The 14,203-nt window shown below is 61.8% G+C and carries 14 protein-coding genes; 4 read left to right on the plus strand and 10 right to left on the minus strand.

Annotation, left to right across the window (positions count from 1 at the left end; all coding sequences use genetic code 11):
* Positions 1-15: 15 nt before the first annotated feature.
* From map to QQL76_RS14145, 3 genes are read right to left on the minus strand one after another with little or no spacing between them, the layout of a single operon-like run.
* The gene (gene map / locus QQL76_RS14135) at positions 16-843 is read right to left on the minus strand and encodes a type I methionyl aminopeptidase (protein WP_499208162.1); all 828 of its coding nucleotides are present in this window, start codon (positions 841-843) and stop codon (positions 16-18) included.
* On the minus strand, positions 844-1,593 hold the full coding sequence (gene sfsA, locus QQL76_RS14140; RefSeq protein WP_499208163.1) for a DNA/RNA nuclease SfsA: 750 nt from the start codon (positions 1,591-1,593) through the stop codon (positions 844-846).
* Positions 1,594-1,600: 7 nt separating this feature from the next.
* Positions 1,601-3,454 (minus strand): PHA/PHB synthase family protein, encoded by a 1,854-nt coding sequence (locus QQL76_RS14145; protein ID WP_499208164.1) that lies wholly within the window; start codon positions 3,452-3,454, stop codon positions 1,601-1,603.
* A 171-nt stretch (positions 3,455-3,625) separates the two neighbouring features.
* Between QQL76_RS14145 and QQL76_RS14150 the strand changes: the two genes are divergently transcribed.
* The 3 genes from QQL76_RS14150 (at position 3,626) to QQL76_RS14160 (ending at position 5,105) form a co-directional block, all read left to right on the plus strand.
* Positions 3,626-4,015 (plus strand): hypothetical protein, encoded by a 390-nt coding sequence (locus QQL76_RS14150; protein ID WP_404861999.1) that lies wholly within the window; start codon positions 3,626-3,628, stop codon positions 4,013-4,015.
* A gap of 142 nt (positions 4,016-4,157) precedes the next feature.
* Positions 4,158-4,556 (plus strand): NADH:ubiquinone oxidoreductase subunit NDUFA12, encoded by a 399-nt coding sequence (locus tag QQL76_RS14155; RefSeq protein ID WP_126010492.1) that lies wholly within the window; start codon positions 4,158-4,160, stop codon positions 4,554-4,556.
* A gap of 114 nt (positions 4,557-4,670) precedes the next feature.
* The gene (locus tag QQL76_RS14160; protein ID WP_499208165.1) at positions 4,671-5,105 is read left to right on the plus strand and encodes a DUF2155 domain-containing protein; all 435 of its coding nucleotides are present in this window, start codon (positions 4,671-4,673) and stop codon (positions 5,103-5,105) included.
* 76 nt (positions 5,106-5,181) lie between these two features.
* Here the strand turns inward: QQL76_RS14160 and QQL76_RS14165 are convergent, their stop codons facing one another.
* The 7 genes from QQL76_RS14165 to QQL76_RS14195 form a co-directional block, all read right to left on the minus strand.
* Complete coding sequence (locus QQL76_RS14165) at positions 5,182-7,317, minus strand: OmpA family protein (protein ID WP_499208166.1); 2,136 nt, start codon at positions 7,315-7,317, stop codon at positions 5,182-5,184.
* A 149-nt stretch (positions 7,318-7,466) separates the two neighbouring features.
* Entirely contained in the window at positions 7,467-8,081 is a 615-nt protein-coding gene (gene aat / locus QQL76_RS14170; protein WP_499208167.1) for a leucyl/phenylalanyl-tRNA--protein transferase, read from the minus strand.
* Positions 8,082-8,164: 83 nt separating this feature from the next.
* Positions 8,165-9,508, minus strand: coding sequence for an acetyl-CoA carboxylase biotin carboxylase subunit (accC, locus tag QQL76_RS14175; RefSeq protein ID WP_499208168.1), 1,344 nt, complete (start codon positions 9,506-9,508; stop codon positions 8,165-8,167).
* 10 nt (positions 9,509-9,518) lie between these two features.
* The gene (accB, locus tag QQL76_RS14180; RefSeq protein ID WP_499208386.1) at positions 9,519-9,995 is read right to left on the minus strand and encodes an acetyl-CoA carboxylase biotin carboxyl carrier protein; all 477 of its coding nucleotides are present in this window, start codon (positions 9,993-9,995) and stop codon (positions 9,519-9,521) included.
* Positions 9,996-10,023: 28 nt separating this feature from the next.
* Positions 10,024-10,473: a type II 3-dehydroquinate dehydratase gene (aroQ, locus tag QQL76_RS14185; RefSeq protein ID WP_499208169.1), complete on the minus strand. Its 450-nt coding sequence runs from the start codon at positions 10,471-10,473 to the stop codon at positions 10,024-10,026.
* 205 nt (positions 10,474-10,678) lie between these two features.
* A complete protein-coding gene (locus QQL76_RS14190) occupies positions 10,679-11,446 on the minus strand; it encodes a DsbA family protein (protein ID WP_499208387.1) in 768 nt (255 codons plus the stop codon).
* 43 nt (positions 11,447-11,489) lie between these two features.
* Positions 11,490-12,857 (minus strand): M48 family metalloprotease, encoded by a 1,368-nt coding sequence (locus QQL76_RS14195; protein ID WP_499208170.1) that lies wholly within the window; start codon positions 12,855-12,857, stop codon positions 11,490-11,492.
* A gap of 158 nt (positions 12,858-13,015) precedes the next feature.
* Between QQL76_RS14195 and QQL76_RS14200 the strand changes: the two genes are divergently transcribed.
* Positions 13,016-14,167: a pyridoxal phosphate-dependent aminotransferase gene (locus tag QQL76_RS14200; RefSeq protein ID WP_499208171.1), complete on the plus strand. Its 1,152-nt coding sequence runs from the start codon at positions 13,016-13,018 to the stop codon at positions 14,165-14,167.
* The last annotated feature ends 36 nt before the right edge of the window (positions 14,168-14,203 follow it).

The following is a 14,203-nucleotide window of genomic DNA, read 5'->3' on the forward strand; positions in this document are numbered from 1 at the left end:
CCCCGCCGCGCCGCGTCAGCCAGGCAGGCCGGGACGGTCGAGACCGCCAGGCGAGAGCGTGAATATCTCGCAGCCTGTCTCGGTCACGCCGACCGTGTGTTCGTACTGAGCGGAAAGCGAGCGGTCGCGCGTCACGGCTGTCCAGCCATCGGCAAGCACCTTCACATGCGGCTTGCCGAGATTGATCATCGGTTCGATCGTGAAGATCATGCCGGGCCGCATTTCCGGGCCTTCATTCGCGCGGCCATAGTGCAGGATGTTGGGCGCATCGTGAAAGAGGCGACCGAGCCCGTGGCCGCAGAAATCGCGAACGACCGAGCAGCGCTCGGCCTCGGCGTAGGTCTGGATCGCTTCGCCGATCGCCCCGGTGCGTGCGCCGGGCTTCACCGCCGCGATGCCGCGCATCATCGATTCGTGCGTGACTTCGAGCAGTCGCTCGGCAGCGCGCTTGATCTGCCCAACCGGATACATGCGGCTTGAATCGCCATGCCATCCATCGACGACGAGCGTCACGTCGATATTGACGATGTCACCGTCGCGCAGGGGCTTGTCGTTCGGGATGCCGTGACAGACGACGTGATTGATCGAGGTGCAGGACGATTTGGTGTAGCCGCGATAATTCATCGTTGCGGGCAGGGCGCCGTGATCGCGGCCGAATTCGAACACGAACTTGTCGATCGCATCTGTGGTGACACCCGGCACGACCATCGGCGCCAGTGCGTCAAGGCATCGTGCGGTCAGCTGGCAGGCCTTGCGCATCCCTTCGAAGCCATCTTCACCGTAGAGGCGGATCTGCCCGTTGTTCTTCTGTGGCGCCAATTCTGCGGCGATGTAGCTGACCATCTATGGTTGTCCGGTTTTCAGGAGCCGGTCCTCGCGGACCATCATCCCGGGCTCATCGATCACGATGAGATCCACGGGACGAATTTCTTCTGAAGTGATGTCGCATCGAACGGCGAAAGCTTCAACCCCGCGCCCTACGGCGCGGTCGAAAGCCGCAGCATAATTGGGATCGAGATCGCGACAAAGCTTCAATCGGGATCCATCGCTGCGCTGGACGAGAAACAGCATGACCGCACGGTGCCCCGCTTCGACCATGTCGCCGAGCTCGTCCAGATGCTTGGCACCGCGAGTGGTGACGCTGTCGGGAAACTCAAACAGTCCCTTCACGCGCGTCATGTGCACGTTCTTGACTTCGACATAGGCCCGGCCGAGCTGCGGGTCCTCGAGCAGAATGTCGATGCGCGATGCTTGGCCGTATTTCTGTTCGCGCTTCAGCACGGCGTAGTCGCCGAGATTCGAGATCAGCCCTGCAAGGATCGCTTCCTCCGCAAGACGGTTGGGCAGGCCCGTGTTGATGCCGACGATGGTGCCGTCGGCTTCGACCAGTTCCAGGCAGTGACGATATTTGCGGGTGGGGCTATCGTGCTCGGAAAGCCAGATCCGCGAACCCGGCGTCGTCAGGCCCCACATCGACCCCGTGTTGGGGCAGGAGCCCGTGATTTTCGTGCCGTCGTTAAGGACGGCGTCGAACAGAAAGCGCTTGTAGCGGCTGACCAGCGTCGCCGGCACGAGGGGCGTCTTGAACTTCATCGAGGCGTCAGGCTCTGGAGCGAACGTAGGAGCCCGGTGCATCCTCGATGGGCTTAAGCTTCCTGCCGCCGGGCTTGCGCGATTTGGCGTCCACCATCGCGTCCATGCCTTCGAGCTCGGTCAACCATTGCTGCCAGTGAGGCCACCACGATCCGGGATGCTCTTCGGCATTCTGAACCCAGTCTTCGAAGGCGCCGACCGGTGGGCCACCTGTCCAGAACTGGTATTTCTTCTTGTCGGGCGGATTGACCACCCCGGCGATGTGGCCGGAGCCAGACAGGACATATTGCACGTCACCGCCGAAGAACTGGCTGCCGATGAAGACCGACTTGGCAGGCGCGATGTGGTCTTCCTTCGTTGCCAGATTATAGACCGGTATCCGAACGTCCTTCAGCGAGAGACGATGCCCTGCAAGCTCCATCTTGCCCATAGACAGCTTGTTCTCAAGATAGCAATTGCGCAAGTAGAACGAGTGGTTGGCGCAGGGCATTCGCGTCGAATCGGAATTCCAGTAGAGCAAGTCGAAGGGCATCGGATCCTTGCCCTTCAGGTAGTTGTTGACGACGTAAGGCCAGATCAGGTCGGACGATCGGAGCATGTTGAAGGCCGTCGACATCTTGGAGCCGTCGAGGAAGCCGGATTTCTCCATGCCGGCTTCGATCGCCTCGATCTGGTCCTCGTCGACGAACACCTTCAGGTCGCCCGCATGGGTGAAATCGACCTGCGTCGTCAGGAACGTCACGGATTTGATCCGCGTGTCCTTTTCCTTGGCGTGAAGTGCCAGCGTTGCCGCCAGAAGCGTGCCGCCGACGCAGTAGCCGATGGCGTTGACGCCGGTTTCCCCCGTTGCCTGCTCGGCAGCATCGAGCGCGAATCCGATGCCGTCGCGCGCATAGGACTCCCAGTCCATGTTGCGGTGGCGCTCGTCCGGATTGACCCAGGAGATCACAAAGACGGTATGCCCCTGCGCCACGGCCCAGGCGATGAACGACTTCTGCGGATTGAGGTCGAGGATGTAAAACTTGTTGATCCATGGCGGGCAGATGAGAAGAGGCCGCTTCAGCACCTTCTCCGTCGTCGGCTCGTATTGAATGACCTGGCAGACATCGCTCTGTGCGATCACTTTCCCCGGCGTCGTCGCCAGGTTTTCGCCGACCTTGAACTTGGATGCGTCGGACTGACGAAGCTTAAGGTCGCCTTTGCCGGCGGCGATGTCTTCGGCCAGCATGCGCATGCCGCGCACGAGGTTCTCCCCGTTCTCCGCCACGGTGTCGCGGTAGAGCTCAGGATTGGTCAGAAGAAAGTTGCTCGGCGAAAGCGCGTCGATGATCTGGCGCGTGTAGAACTGCGCCTTGTGTTTCAGATGCGGGTCGAGACCTTCGGCATCGACGATCAGCTTCTCGGCCCAGTCGGATGTCACCCAATAGGCACCGCGCAGGAAATCGAAGAAGGCGTTGTCGTTCCAATCCTTGTCGGAAAAGCGCTTGTCGCCGACATGTGCAGGAGGCGTGGCCGGTGGCGCGTCTGCGCCCGAGAGGCGCTGGATCGACGCATTCCAGATCGAGAAATAGGACGTGAGAAGATGCGTCTGCGCTTCGATCGCGCGCGAGGGATCGGAAAGCCAGTACTCGGAAACCTTCGCAAAGGTTTTCACCATGTCGGCATAAGGCTCTGAAATGGTGTCGGTTTTCTCGCCGCTCTCCCGCGGCGCGACCCAGGCTGCGGCAGCACGACCCAGCTCTTCGAGCATGCGCGCGAGGTTGCGCGCGAACGCCTCGGGATCCTTGACGATATAAGGCTCAATTGCCTTTGCGTCGCCGATCGGCGGCTTGTCGCTGCCAGACGCCTTTGTCATGGCCATCCTCCCTCATGCTGCGCTTGGATTGCGCGTCGCCTTAACGGCTTGTTCCCAAAGCCTACTATACCGAAGCGCTTCATTGTAAGAGAAATAAGACGATGGGATTCGATGTGTCGGCCCGTCATGCGACCGGTGCGGTCAGCATGCGGCGGAGTGTGGCGGCAGGATGGACGTATGACGAAACATTTGCGGTGGATCCTTCTGGTCCTCTGTGCGGGGCTTGCAGCGTGCACATCGAGCGACCCGAGTGCGCCGAACTACAACCCGAGCTTTGCGGCCATCAATGACACGCTGAACCGTCCGGAGCCCCGCACGCCCGCGCCCTTCGTTGAGGCCGGTGCGCGGCGTAGCGGCGTGTTTCCGACCTTTGCCACGCCGCCCGCGCGAAGCACGGTCCAGATGACCGAGCTGCAGCGCGAGATGCAGCGTGCAGAACTGGCCGCGGCACTCGCTTCGCAGCGCAACGACCGCAGCGCCGCCAACCGCTATCGCGCGCGCGTAGCCGAACTGCAGGCGCTGGCGCGAAACCATGGCCCGGAGCAGCTGGCGAGGATCGAGAACTGATCCGCCGGCCCGTTGGGATTTCGCGCGGCAACGGGCACGGGATGGGTATCGGATTGGCGCCGCCTATGGACTTCGCAACGCGTTGACGCCATAACGCGCCTGTTGAAAACAGCCGGGCGCTCGGCGTTTATCGAGGTTTCTCATGAAGAAATTTTTGCTGCAGTTCTTCACCTGGTGGAACGGCGCAACGCTCAACACGCGCTTCCACACGTGGCGACACGGCGCCGAGGTGGGAACGGATGAGTTCGGCAATGTCTACTATCAGGGCGGCACCGATTCCGAGGGCCGGACGAGGCGCTGGGTCATGTACAACGGGCTTGCTGATGCATCCCGGATTCCTGCAGCCTGGCATGGCTGGATGCACCACCGGACCGACATTGCGCCGAACGACGAAAACTATCAGCCGCGGGCATGGCAGAAGCCGCACAAGCCGAACCTGACCGGCTCATCCGCGGCTTACCGTCCGAAGGGGTCGATCCTGACCGGGACTGAGCGTCCGCGCGTTACCGGCGATTACGACGCCTGGACGCCGAAGTCCTAAGCGATCGACCAGCCGAAACCTTTTGGCCACAATGCGCAGTTAGGTCACCGATGAATCGGCTCGCCGCTCGTCAGGCGCAGAGCTGAGCTGAAAGCGGCTTCAAGGCAGGCGAGCATGACATCTTTGATCAGGAAACATCTTATCGTTTGCGGCGCGACCGCTTTGCTCGGCGCCACAGGTTTAGCGCAGTTCGCGGTTCCTGAAGCTCAGGCTGCGCGGATCGAGAATCGTGTCGCCGTGTTCTCGGGCATCGACAAGATCACCGGCCGCATCACCACCTTCGACGTCTACATCAATGAGACCGTCCAGTTTGGGGCGCTGCAAGTGACCCCGCGCGTCTGCTACACGCGCGACGAAACCGAAGCGCCGAAAACGACGACCTTCGTGGAGGTCGACGAGATCACCCTCGACCGCAAGATCAGACGTATATTCACCGGGTGGATGTTTGCCGATTCACCGGCACTCAACGCTGTCGAACATGCAGTTTACGACGTCTGGCTCGACACCTGTAAAATGGAATCCGACGTTCCTGCACCACAGGAAAGCTGATCGATCCACATGATTGCGAATTAAAAAGGCCGCCGGATGAAAATCCGGCGGCCTTTTTTGTTGCGGTAAAAGCGTTTTACTGAGCTTGGGCAGTCTGAACAAGCGGTGTGATGCGGCGGACCGTCACGCGACGGTTCAACTGCTCCGGCTCCTGCGTGTTCACCTTCAGGTACCGTTCGCCGTAACCCTGCGTCTGCAGGTTTTCCGGCGGGATACCGAACACGTTGGTCAGAGCGACAGCGATCGACTCGGCGCGCTGGTCGGAAAGCAGCAGGTTGGCCTGGTCGCTGCCGACAGCATCCGTATGACCTTCAAGCAGGAAGATCTCGCTCTCGTCGGCCTCCAGCATATCGATCATCGCATTCGCGATTTCCTCGAGCGCCGGAACCTGACTCTCGCTGATCGATGCACTGCCGAAGTCGAACGTGATGTTGTCCAGATCGACACGGGGCATGATGTCGCGAACGCGAGCCGAGCGCTTCACTTCCTCGACCGAATAGATTTCGGTCACAGGCTCGATCGGCGGCTGCTCGAAGAACGTGACGTAGTCCGTGTAGTCATCCGCCCGCGTCGAGTCGTAGATATACTGATCGACCGGAATGGTGAGCTGCAACGGCGGCAGGTATGTGCCCGGATCGACGTAAACATACTGTTCTTCCTGATCATATTCAGGCGCATAGAACAGGACGACTTCCTGACCGTTCGGACGGACGCGCGACCGCTGAACGATGTCGCCGTAGCGATTGCGGATCGTGATGATCTGGGAACCGTTTTCGCGCAGAACGACTTCACGGACACGGCCACGCGGCAATTCTTCGTAATACACGTCCTGAGAATTGATGGCGATACGATCGCGATCGTTGTTCTCGACGATATAACGGTTGTTCACCTCGTAGACGTAACGGTTTTCCGTCTGATTAATAATCGTGATGTTGTCCGGCCGCTCGAATGTGGGAATCGCGTCGAGACGCTGACCTTCCTCAGCGATGACCGATTGAACCTCAATCTGAGGCGCGAACTCCCGAGCGATGGCCTGAGCTTCGGCGTCCGACGTCGGGCGCTGATTGCGCTGCGCTTCGAGAGCTTCGATGCGCTGACGAAGACGTTCGACTTCTTCCGGATCCTGTGTTGGAACAGGCTGAGCCTGGACGGCAGCATCGGCACCGGCAGCGTTCGGATCCGTCGTGGCTTCAACCGGAAGCGGCTCTTCCTTTGCACTGTCGAGGATCGGCGCACCGCCTTCGACCGGAAGCATTTCCGGAGCGGGCTGTTCGACCGCACCTTGCTCGCCGCCGGTCGCATCCGGGGTACCTTCAACAGGCGCTTCCGTGCCGGCAGGTGCTTCGCCCGGCAGAGGCTGGGCTGGAGCGGCAGCGGGATCTTCTACAGGAGCGCCATCGGCTGCCGGCTCTTCGGCGGCAGGTGCTTCAGGCGCCGCATCGACCGGAGCCTCAGCTTCAGGCGCTGCATCGACGGGAGCTTCCTGCGGGACAGGGACATCTTCGGCTGCAGGAGCTTCGCCTTCAACCGGTGCTTCCTCGGCAGCGGGAGCCTCTTCAACGGCCGGAGCTTCTTCCTGCATCGTTTCGACAGGAGCTTCTTCAGCGGCAGGTGCCTCTTCGGCCGGAGCCTCTTCTACGACAGGGGCTTCTTCAGCCGCCGGCGCTTCCTCGACCGGAGTTTCTTCTGCGGGCGCTTCTTCGACAGGAGCTTCTTCGACCGGTGCTTCTTCAACAGCCGGAGCTTCTTCGACGGGCGCAGCTTCGGGCGCCGGCGCTTCTTCAGCGGCTGGCTCTTCCATCACCGGCGCTTCTTCCGGCACGGGTGCTGGCTCAGGTGCGGGTTCTGGTGCCGGAGCAGGCTCCGGGGCGGGCTCAGGCTGAGGAGCCGGCTCTGGAGCCGGTTCCGGGGCGGGCGCGGGCTCAGGAGCAGGCTCGGCCGGAGCTTCCGGTGGCGCTTCCTGTACTGGCGGCTGCTCTTGCGGCGCTTCCTCTACAGGTGGCTCGGCTTGCGGGGCCGGAGCCTCGCCGCCGACGCAAGCGCCATCCATGGGCACGGTCCCGGGGGGGCACTCTGCCTGAGCCAGCAGCATCGAGGTGCCAGCCGCATTGGTGGCCTGCTTCGGCGCAGCGTTGGCGCCGCCAGCGGCAATACTGGCCGCCAATAGGGGAAGAGCCGCTGTCGCCAGCAGCTTCTTTCGAATGACCGACATATCGTATTCCTTTTTGTTGTCCGTCCCTGCGGTCAAAAACGTGTGAACAGGTCCCTGGTTCCAACAAGGATCGGTCGGACTACAATGAAAGTGCTAAGCTGAACGGGCCATGAAAGCGTTGTTCATCAAATGCTGATAACGCAATGATTTCAGAAGGATATATTTGGATAGGAGAGCGCGTCGGCAAGAAGCCCGTCATAGGTCGAACGCGGTACGTCGACGGCGCCGAAGCGCTTCAGATGATCGGTCGTGAACTGCGTGTCGAGCAGCTGAAAGCCGCGCCGCTTGAGCCGGTCGACGAGATGCACCAGGCAGATTTTCGATGCATCGGTCGCGGTCGAGAACATGCTCTCGCCGAAGAACGCGGCGCCGAGCGATACACCATAGAGCCCACCCACGAGCTCGTCGCCCCGCCAGGCTTCGACGGAATGCGCGTGGCCGAGCCTATGAAGATCGTTGTAGAGCGCGCGGATCGTCGCGTTGATCCAGGTGGATTTACGGCCGGGCGCAGGCTCGGCGCACCCGGCGATAACTGCTGGGAACGCGGTGTTCACGCGGATATCGAAGGGGTCTGCACGCAGGGTGCGGGCAAGGCGCCGCGGCAGATGGAAGTCGTCGAGCGGTATGATGCCGCGCACTTCCGGCTCGACCCAGAAGATCGTCGGATCATCGGCGGATTCGGCCATGGGAAACAAGCCGCAGCTATAGGCCTTGAGAAGCAGCTCCGGCGTCAGTTCCAGCCGACTGTCCCGTCCGCGCGCCATCGCCGTCTTGCTCTCCAGAAAATGCCGCGCGTCTCAAAAAGCCGCACGGCGCTGTTTGCTCAGGACCTGAGAAGCGCCTCAGTTCACTCAGGCTCTTTCAGAAACTGCTCCAGCCAATGGATATCATAATCGCCATTGGCGATGTCGGGATTGTTGAGCAGTTCGCGGAAGAGGGGGATCGTCGTCTTGATACCATCGACCACGAACTCGTCGAGCGCGCGGCGCAGACGCATCATGCATTCGACGCGCGTGCGCCCATGCACGATCAGCTTCCCGATGAGGCTGTCGTAATAGGGCGGAATGGCGTAGCCCTGGTAGACGGCCGAATCGACGCGCACGCCGAGACCGCCAGGCGTGTGATAGTGGGTCACGGTGCCCGGTGACGGCACGAAAGTGCGTGGATCTTCAGCGTTGATGCGGCACTCGATGGCATGGCCATGGAAGCGAACGTCTTCCTGGCGCACCGAGAGACCACCGCCCGAGGCGACGCGGATCTGTTCATGAACCAGATCGATGCCGGTGATCGCCTCCGTGACCGGATGCTCCACCTGCAGGCGCGTGTTCATCTCGATGAAATAGAACTCGCCATTTTCATAGAGAAATTCGATCGTGCCGGCGCCGCGATATTTCAGCTTGCACATAGCATCGGCACAGATCTGGCCGATGCGAGCACGCTGCTCCTCATTGAGAGCCGGCGAATTGGCTTCTTCCCAGACCTTTTGGTGACGACGCTGCAGCGAGCAATCACGTTCGCCGAGATGGATCGCATTTCCCTGGCCATCGCCAAGAACCTGGATCTCGATGTGCCGCGGCTTGCCGAGATACTTTTCCAGATAGACGGAGTCGTTGCCAAACGCTGAGCCGGCTTCGGAGCGCGCGGTCGAGAGCGCCTCGGAAAGGTCAGCGGGCGTGCGCGCGACCTTCATGCCGCGACCGCCGCCACCGGCCGTCGCCTTGATCAGGACCGGGTAGCCGATCTCTTCGGCGATGCGGGCGGCTTCGGCATCATCCTGCACTTCGCCTTCCGAACCGGGCACGACCGGAATGCCCAGCGCTTCGGCCGTCTTCTTCGCGGTGATCTTGTCGCCCATGATCCGGATGTGTTCGGAGGTCGGGCCGATGAAGGTGAGGCCGTGCGCCTCCAGGATTTCCGCGAATTTCGCGTTCTCGGACAGGAAGCCGTAGCCAGGATGGACGGCATCCGCACCGGTGATTTCGCAGGCAGCGACGATCTGATGGATATTCAGGTAGCTGTCACGCGAGGGCGGCGGGCCGATGCAAACGCTTTCGTCGGCAAGACGCACATGCATCGCGTTCTGGTCGGCCGTGGAATGCACGGCAACCGTTTGAATGCCGAGTTCCTTGCAGGCGCGCAGCACGCGAAGGGCGATTTCGCCGCGATTGGCTATGAGGACCTTTGAAAACATCGCGGGCGGCCTACTGGATCGTCACGAGCGGCTCGCCGAACTCGACGGGCTGGCCATCTTCGATCAGGATCGCCGTCACGGTGCCGGATTTCGGCGCCGGGATCTGGTTCATCGTCTTCATCGCTTCGATGATCAGGATCGTCTGGCCTTCCTTCACCGTCTGGCCGACTTCGGCGAAGGGACGTGCGCCGGGCGAGGGCGCCAGATAGGCTGTGCCGACCATCGGCGAAGACACGATGTCCTTCGGGTTGTGTTCGGGCTTGGCCGGTGCAGCAGGCTCGGCTGTAGGGGCGGACGCAGGCGCTGGCGCCGGTGCAGCAGCCTGCTGTCCAGCCGGTGCCTGAACATATTGGGGAGCGGGACTGCGCGAAACGCGGATCCGAAGATCGTCCTGCTCGACCTCGATTTCGGTCAGATTCGTTTCGGTCAGGATGTTCGCGAGATCGCGGATGAGCCCCTGATCGATGCCCGGCTTCTTGTCTGCCATCGGCTTGTCGCCCTTCTTCATGATCTTGTCAGTTCTTTTGCTGGTTCACGATGCCCACGAGCGCCTGAAGCGCAAGCGGATAGCCCGCAGGCCCGAAGCCACAGATGACGCCTTTGACGACAGGCGCGATCATCGTGCGGTGGCGGAAGGCCTCGCGGGCGTGGATGTTGGAGAGATGCAGCTCGACGACGGGGATACCGATTGCACGGATCGCGTCGTGGAGCGCAATCGAGGTGTGACCGTACGCGCCGGGATTGATGACGACGCCCTCGGCCTTCTCGCCGGCCTCATGCAGCCAGTCGACCAGCACGCCTTCATGGTTTGTCTGTCGGAATTCCAGCACACAGCCAAGCTCGTCGGCCTTCTGCCGGCAGGCGGTCTCGATATCCGCCAGCGTCACGGCGCCGTAAATGCCAGGCTCGCGCTTCCCGAGCGCATTGAGATTGGGACCGTTGAGGACAAACAGGGTGCCTGACACGTTCAGCTTTACTCGCAATGGGCAGGCCGATGTGTGTCACGCATCCGGCGAGACTTCTGTCATCGTCGGTGGGGTCGTCCATCGGCGCGCATTCAATTTTGTGCGGGTGGTATAACGGTCCAAGTGACGCAACGGAAGGCTTTTGACACAGACAAAGCCACCCTTTGCACGGTTTCGGATAGTCAATCCGCGCTTGATGAGCGCTTCAGCAGGTCGCGCTGTCGCAGCTGCGCACGTTCTCGATCTTCTGGATCAGGAACTCGGCTCCCATTGCGCCATAGACCGCTTCGTCACCGATCACATAGGAGGGGGTGCCCGAGATGCCGAGCGCATCTGCAAGTTCATAGGACTGCCGGATCTGGGCATCGATCTGCGGATCGGCAAGTTTCTCGCGAAGCGCGGCTTCCTCGACACCCAACTCGGCCGCAACGGCAATGGCCGATGCCTCGTCGGCGCGTTCGCCGGTCATCAGCGCATCCTGAAACGCGCCATATTGCTCGGGCGACACCGCGCGGAATGCCATGCTGATGCGATGCGCGCCGATGGAATCCGGTCCGAGGATCGGGAATTCCTTCAGGATCACGCGCACATTGTCGTCGCTCGCGATGATCGCCTTCATGTCCGCATGTGCGCGCTTGCAGTAGCCGCAATTGTAATCGAAGAACTCGACGATGGTGACGTCGCCGTCCGGATTGCCGAGTGCGACATCGCCAGGCGCTTCGAACAGCGCCGATGCCGAGGCGGCGATCGCCGCGCCAGCGCGCTCCTGCAGGCTAGCCTGCTGACGCGTTTCCAGCGCCTGCTGCACTTCGATCATGATCTCGGGATTGGCGATCAGATATTCGCGAATGAACGCGCCCATCTCTTCCTTCTCCGCATCGTCAAGCGCCAGGGCGGGGCTTGCGATGGTAAGAGCGGCACCGAGCAAAAGCGCACCGCTATGGCGACGCAGGGTTTGGAGCAGGCTGTTCATCTGGATCCTGTTCTTTCTCGGCAGTGTCACGGTTTCGCCGCGCTCATTGGCCGACGGTGACGATGTCATTGGCACGTGTCCATGCCGGAGTGCCCGGCTGCAGCTTCTGCTGCGCCCGAGCTGCGAAAATGCGCGCTTCCTGCACGTTGCCGGCGCGGAAGTAACCCTCTGCCATGGTCAGTTCGGCATTGGCAACATCGCCGCGCTGGCCATAGGCCTGCGAAAGCTGGCGATAAGCGCTGAGATTGGTTGGGTCGGCGCCGATCGCCTCACGGAGATCGCTGATCGCCTGCTCGACGAGCGCCGGCTGGCCGGTCCGCATCAGCGCGAACCCACGCTGCGCACGGATCAGGCCGGAATTGTTCGGGTCGAGCTGAGCCGCGCGCTGGAATGAGCTGGCGGCTGCTTCCGCCTGGTTGCCGCTGAGCAGGATCTCGCCCTTGGCCTCGTGAAAATACGGATTGTTCGGCTGCTCGGCGAGAAGTGCGTCGATCTTCTGCAACGCCGAGCCGACATTGCCCGACAACCGCGTCGCGATCGCGTCGCCGTAGCGATAGCCGACATTGGCCGTGTTGCCGTTGAACGCGCGCTGCAGAGCTGGGTGACCGCCGACATTGGCAGCGATCTTCCCCCGCATGAGGTCGTGTCGCCGCTGCAGCGAAGCATCGACCGGGCTGTTGAAATAGGGGCTGGATCGGGCGAGGTCTTCGAGAAGCGCAATGCGCTCGCGCGGAAGAGGGTGGCTCTGCTGATAGGGATCAACCTGCACGCCCGCGAGCGCCAGGCCCTGCGAGAAGCGATTGAAGGTCGCGAGCATGCCGGCCGCCGACTGGCCCGTCGCATTGAGATAGGTGATCGCCGACTGGTCGGCGTTGATTTCCTCGGTGCGGCGATAGCTGAGCAGGCTGCGCTGCGCGATGCCGCCCGATGCCGCCGCAACGCCCATGCCGGCCGAGGCAGTGCCGTCATTGCCGGAGAGTGATCCGGCAGCGACAGCGCCGACGCCGAGAAGACTGCCGACCACGCCGAAAATCTGGGAGCGTGCAATCTGCTCGCGAAGCCGTGCCTGGTGCCCGCCTGCAATATGGCCGGCCTCATGAGCAAGGACGCCGATGATTTCGCCCGGCGATTCGGCGAGCAACAGCGCGCCCGTGTTGATGAAGATGCGGCGTCCATCGACGAAAGCGTTGAAGGAGCGGTTGTTGACCAGAACGATCTCGATGTTGCGCTGCGTCAGTCCCGCCGCACCGAAGATCGGGCGGGCGTAATCCTTCAGCAATGCTTCGATTTCGGCGTCGCGAACGATGGCAATCGATTGCGCGCTGGCCGTCGGCGCATTTGTGAGCATGGACGAACAGGCGATGGCGGCCGTAGCCGCGAAGGTCAGTGCCTTGCGCACGAGCTTGTGCATGACGTCTCCTATCCCACCGAACGCCAAAGCCTAGCGGGTTCCTGAGCAGAATTGAACCCGCGGCATTTGGCGCTTGCCGGCCATCGCGCCATTGTGATCGCCGCACCAATCCGGCATTTGTGAGGCCGTAATGCCAGACCCCCGATGATGAGGTAATCGTGTTCGAAGTTTCCACGCGCAGCGCCGTTGAACCCTTTCACGCAATGGATGTGCTGGCCGAAGCCAACCGCCGCCGCGCCGCTGGCCGCAGTGTCGTGTCGCTTGCCGTCGGCCAACCATCCCATCCGGCACCGGCCGTCGCGCTCGAAGCGGCACGACAGGCGCTCGAGACCGGCCGGCTTGGCTATACCGACGCTCTTGGAACGCAGTCGCTGCGTCAGGCGATCGCACAACACTATGCGGAATATTACGGGGTAACCGTCGCGCCGGAGCGAATCGCAGTGATGACCGGCTCGTCTGCGGCGTTCAATGTTGCGTTTCTCACGCTCTTCGATGCCGGAGACAGGGTCGCAATCACGCGCCCCGGATATCCCGCATACCGCAACATTCTTGCAGCGCTTGGGCTGCAGCCGGTGGAGATTGCTGTCAGTGAGGAGACGGGCCACACACTGACACCCGACGCCTTGAAGGCCGCGGAAGCGGAATACGGCCGCATCAAGGGCGTCTTGCTCGCAAGTCCGGCCAATCCGACGGGTACCGTCACGGGGCGCGCCGCTTTGTCTGCATTGGCCGACCACTGCGCCCGAACCGGAACGGCCTTCATCTCCGACGAGATCTATCACGGCCTGACATTTGCGGGAGAAGAGACCACCGCGGTCGCGCTCAGCGAAGAAGCGGTCGTGATCAACTCCTTCTCGAAATACTACTGCATGACGGGCTGGCGCATCGGCTGGATGGTTCTGCCGCAGCATCTGGTGCGCGCGGTCGAGCGGGTCACGCAGAGCCTCTACATCTCGGCACCCGAACTGTCGCAGATCGCCGCCGCGGCTGCATTTCGTGGGAAGACGGAGCTCGACGGCGTCCGAGAGCATTACCGCACGAACCGTCAGATTCTGGCAGATCGTCTCCCTGGCCTCGGCTTTCAGATCGCATCGCCCATGGACGGCGCCTTCTACGCTTATGCCGACGTATCGCGCATGACCAACGACACGATGGATTTCGCCTGGAAGATGCTGCGCGAGATCGATGTGGCGATCACTCCTGGGATCGATTTCGATCCCGTCAACGGCCACCGCACCGTACGCCTTTCTTATGCGGGCGCGACGGAAGACATCGTCGAGGCACTGGACCGCATCGCGGCCTGGGTCTGAGTAGAAACGAAAAGACCCGCCTCGATGAAGAGGCGG

Origin of the sequence: Rhizobium albus (assembly GCA_030160035.1) — a bacterium.
Lineage (GTDB): Bacteria > Pseudomonadota > Alphaproteobacteria > Rhizobiales > Rhizobiaceae > Georhizobium > Georhizobium albus.

What these genes read in the sequence shown, in the direction of transcription:
- map (WP_499208162.1), bottom strand. Translation starts at nt 843, where the DNA reads ATGGTCAGCTACATCGCCGCAGAATTGGCGCCACAGAAGAACAACGGG.
- sfsA (WP_499208163.1), bottom strand. Translation starts at nt 1,593, where the DNA reads ATGAAGTTCAAGACGCCCCTCGTGCCGGCGACGCTGGTCAGCCGCTAC.
- QQL76_RS14145 (WP_499208164.1), bottom strand. Translation starts at nt 3,454, where the DNA reads ATGGCCATGACAAAGGCGTCTGGCAGCGACAAGCCGCCGATCGGCGAC.
- QQL76_RS14150 (WP_404861999.1), top strand. Translation starts at nt 3,626, where the DNA reads ATGACGAAACATTTGCGGTGGATCCTTCTGGTCCTCTGTGCGGGGCTT.
- QQL76_RS14155 (WP_126010492.1), top strand. Translation starts at nt 4,158, where the DNA reads ATGAAGAAATTTTTGCTGCAGTTCTTCACCTGGTGGAACGGCGCAACG.
- QQL76_RS14160 (WP_499208165.1), top strand. Translation starts at nt 4,671, where the DNA reads ATGACATCTTTGATCAGGAAACATCTTATCGTTTGCGGCGCGACCGCT.
- QQL76_RS14165 (WP_499208166.1), bottom strand. Translation starts at nt 7,317, where the DNA reads ATGTCGGTCATTCGAAAGAAGCTGCTGGCGACAGCGGCTCTTCCCCTA.
- aat (WP_499208167.1), bottom strand. Translation starts at nt 8,081, where the DNA reads ATGGCGCGCGGACGGGACAGTCGGCTGGAACTGACGCCGGAGCTGCTT.
- accC (WP_499208168.1), bottom strand. Translation starts at nt 9,508, where the DNA reads ATGTTTTCAAAGGTCCTCATAGCCAATCGCGGCGAAATCGCCCTTCGC.
- accB (WP_499208386.1), bottom strand. Translation starts at nt 9,995, where the DNA reads ATGGCAGACAAGAAGCCGGGCATCGATCAGGGGCTCATCCGCGATCTC.
- QQL76_RS14190 (WP_499208387.1), bottom strand. Translation starts at nt 11,446, where the DNA reads ATGAACAGCCTGCTCCAAACCCTGCGTCGCCATAGCGGTGCGCTTTTG.
- QQL76_RS14195 (WP_499208170.1), bottom strand. Translation starts at nt 12,857, where the DNA reads ATGCACAAGCTCGTGCGCAAGGCACTGACCTTCGCGGCTACGGCCGCC.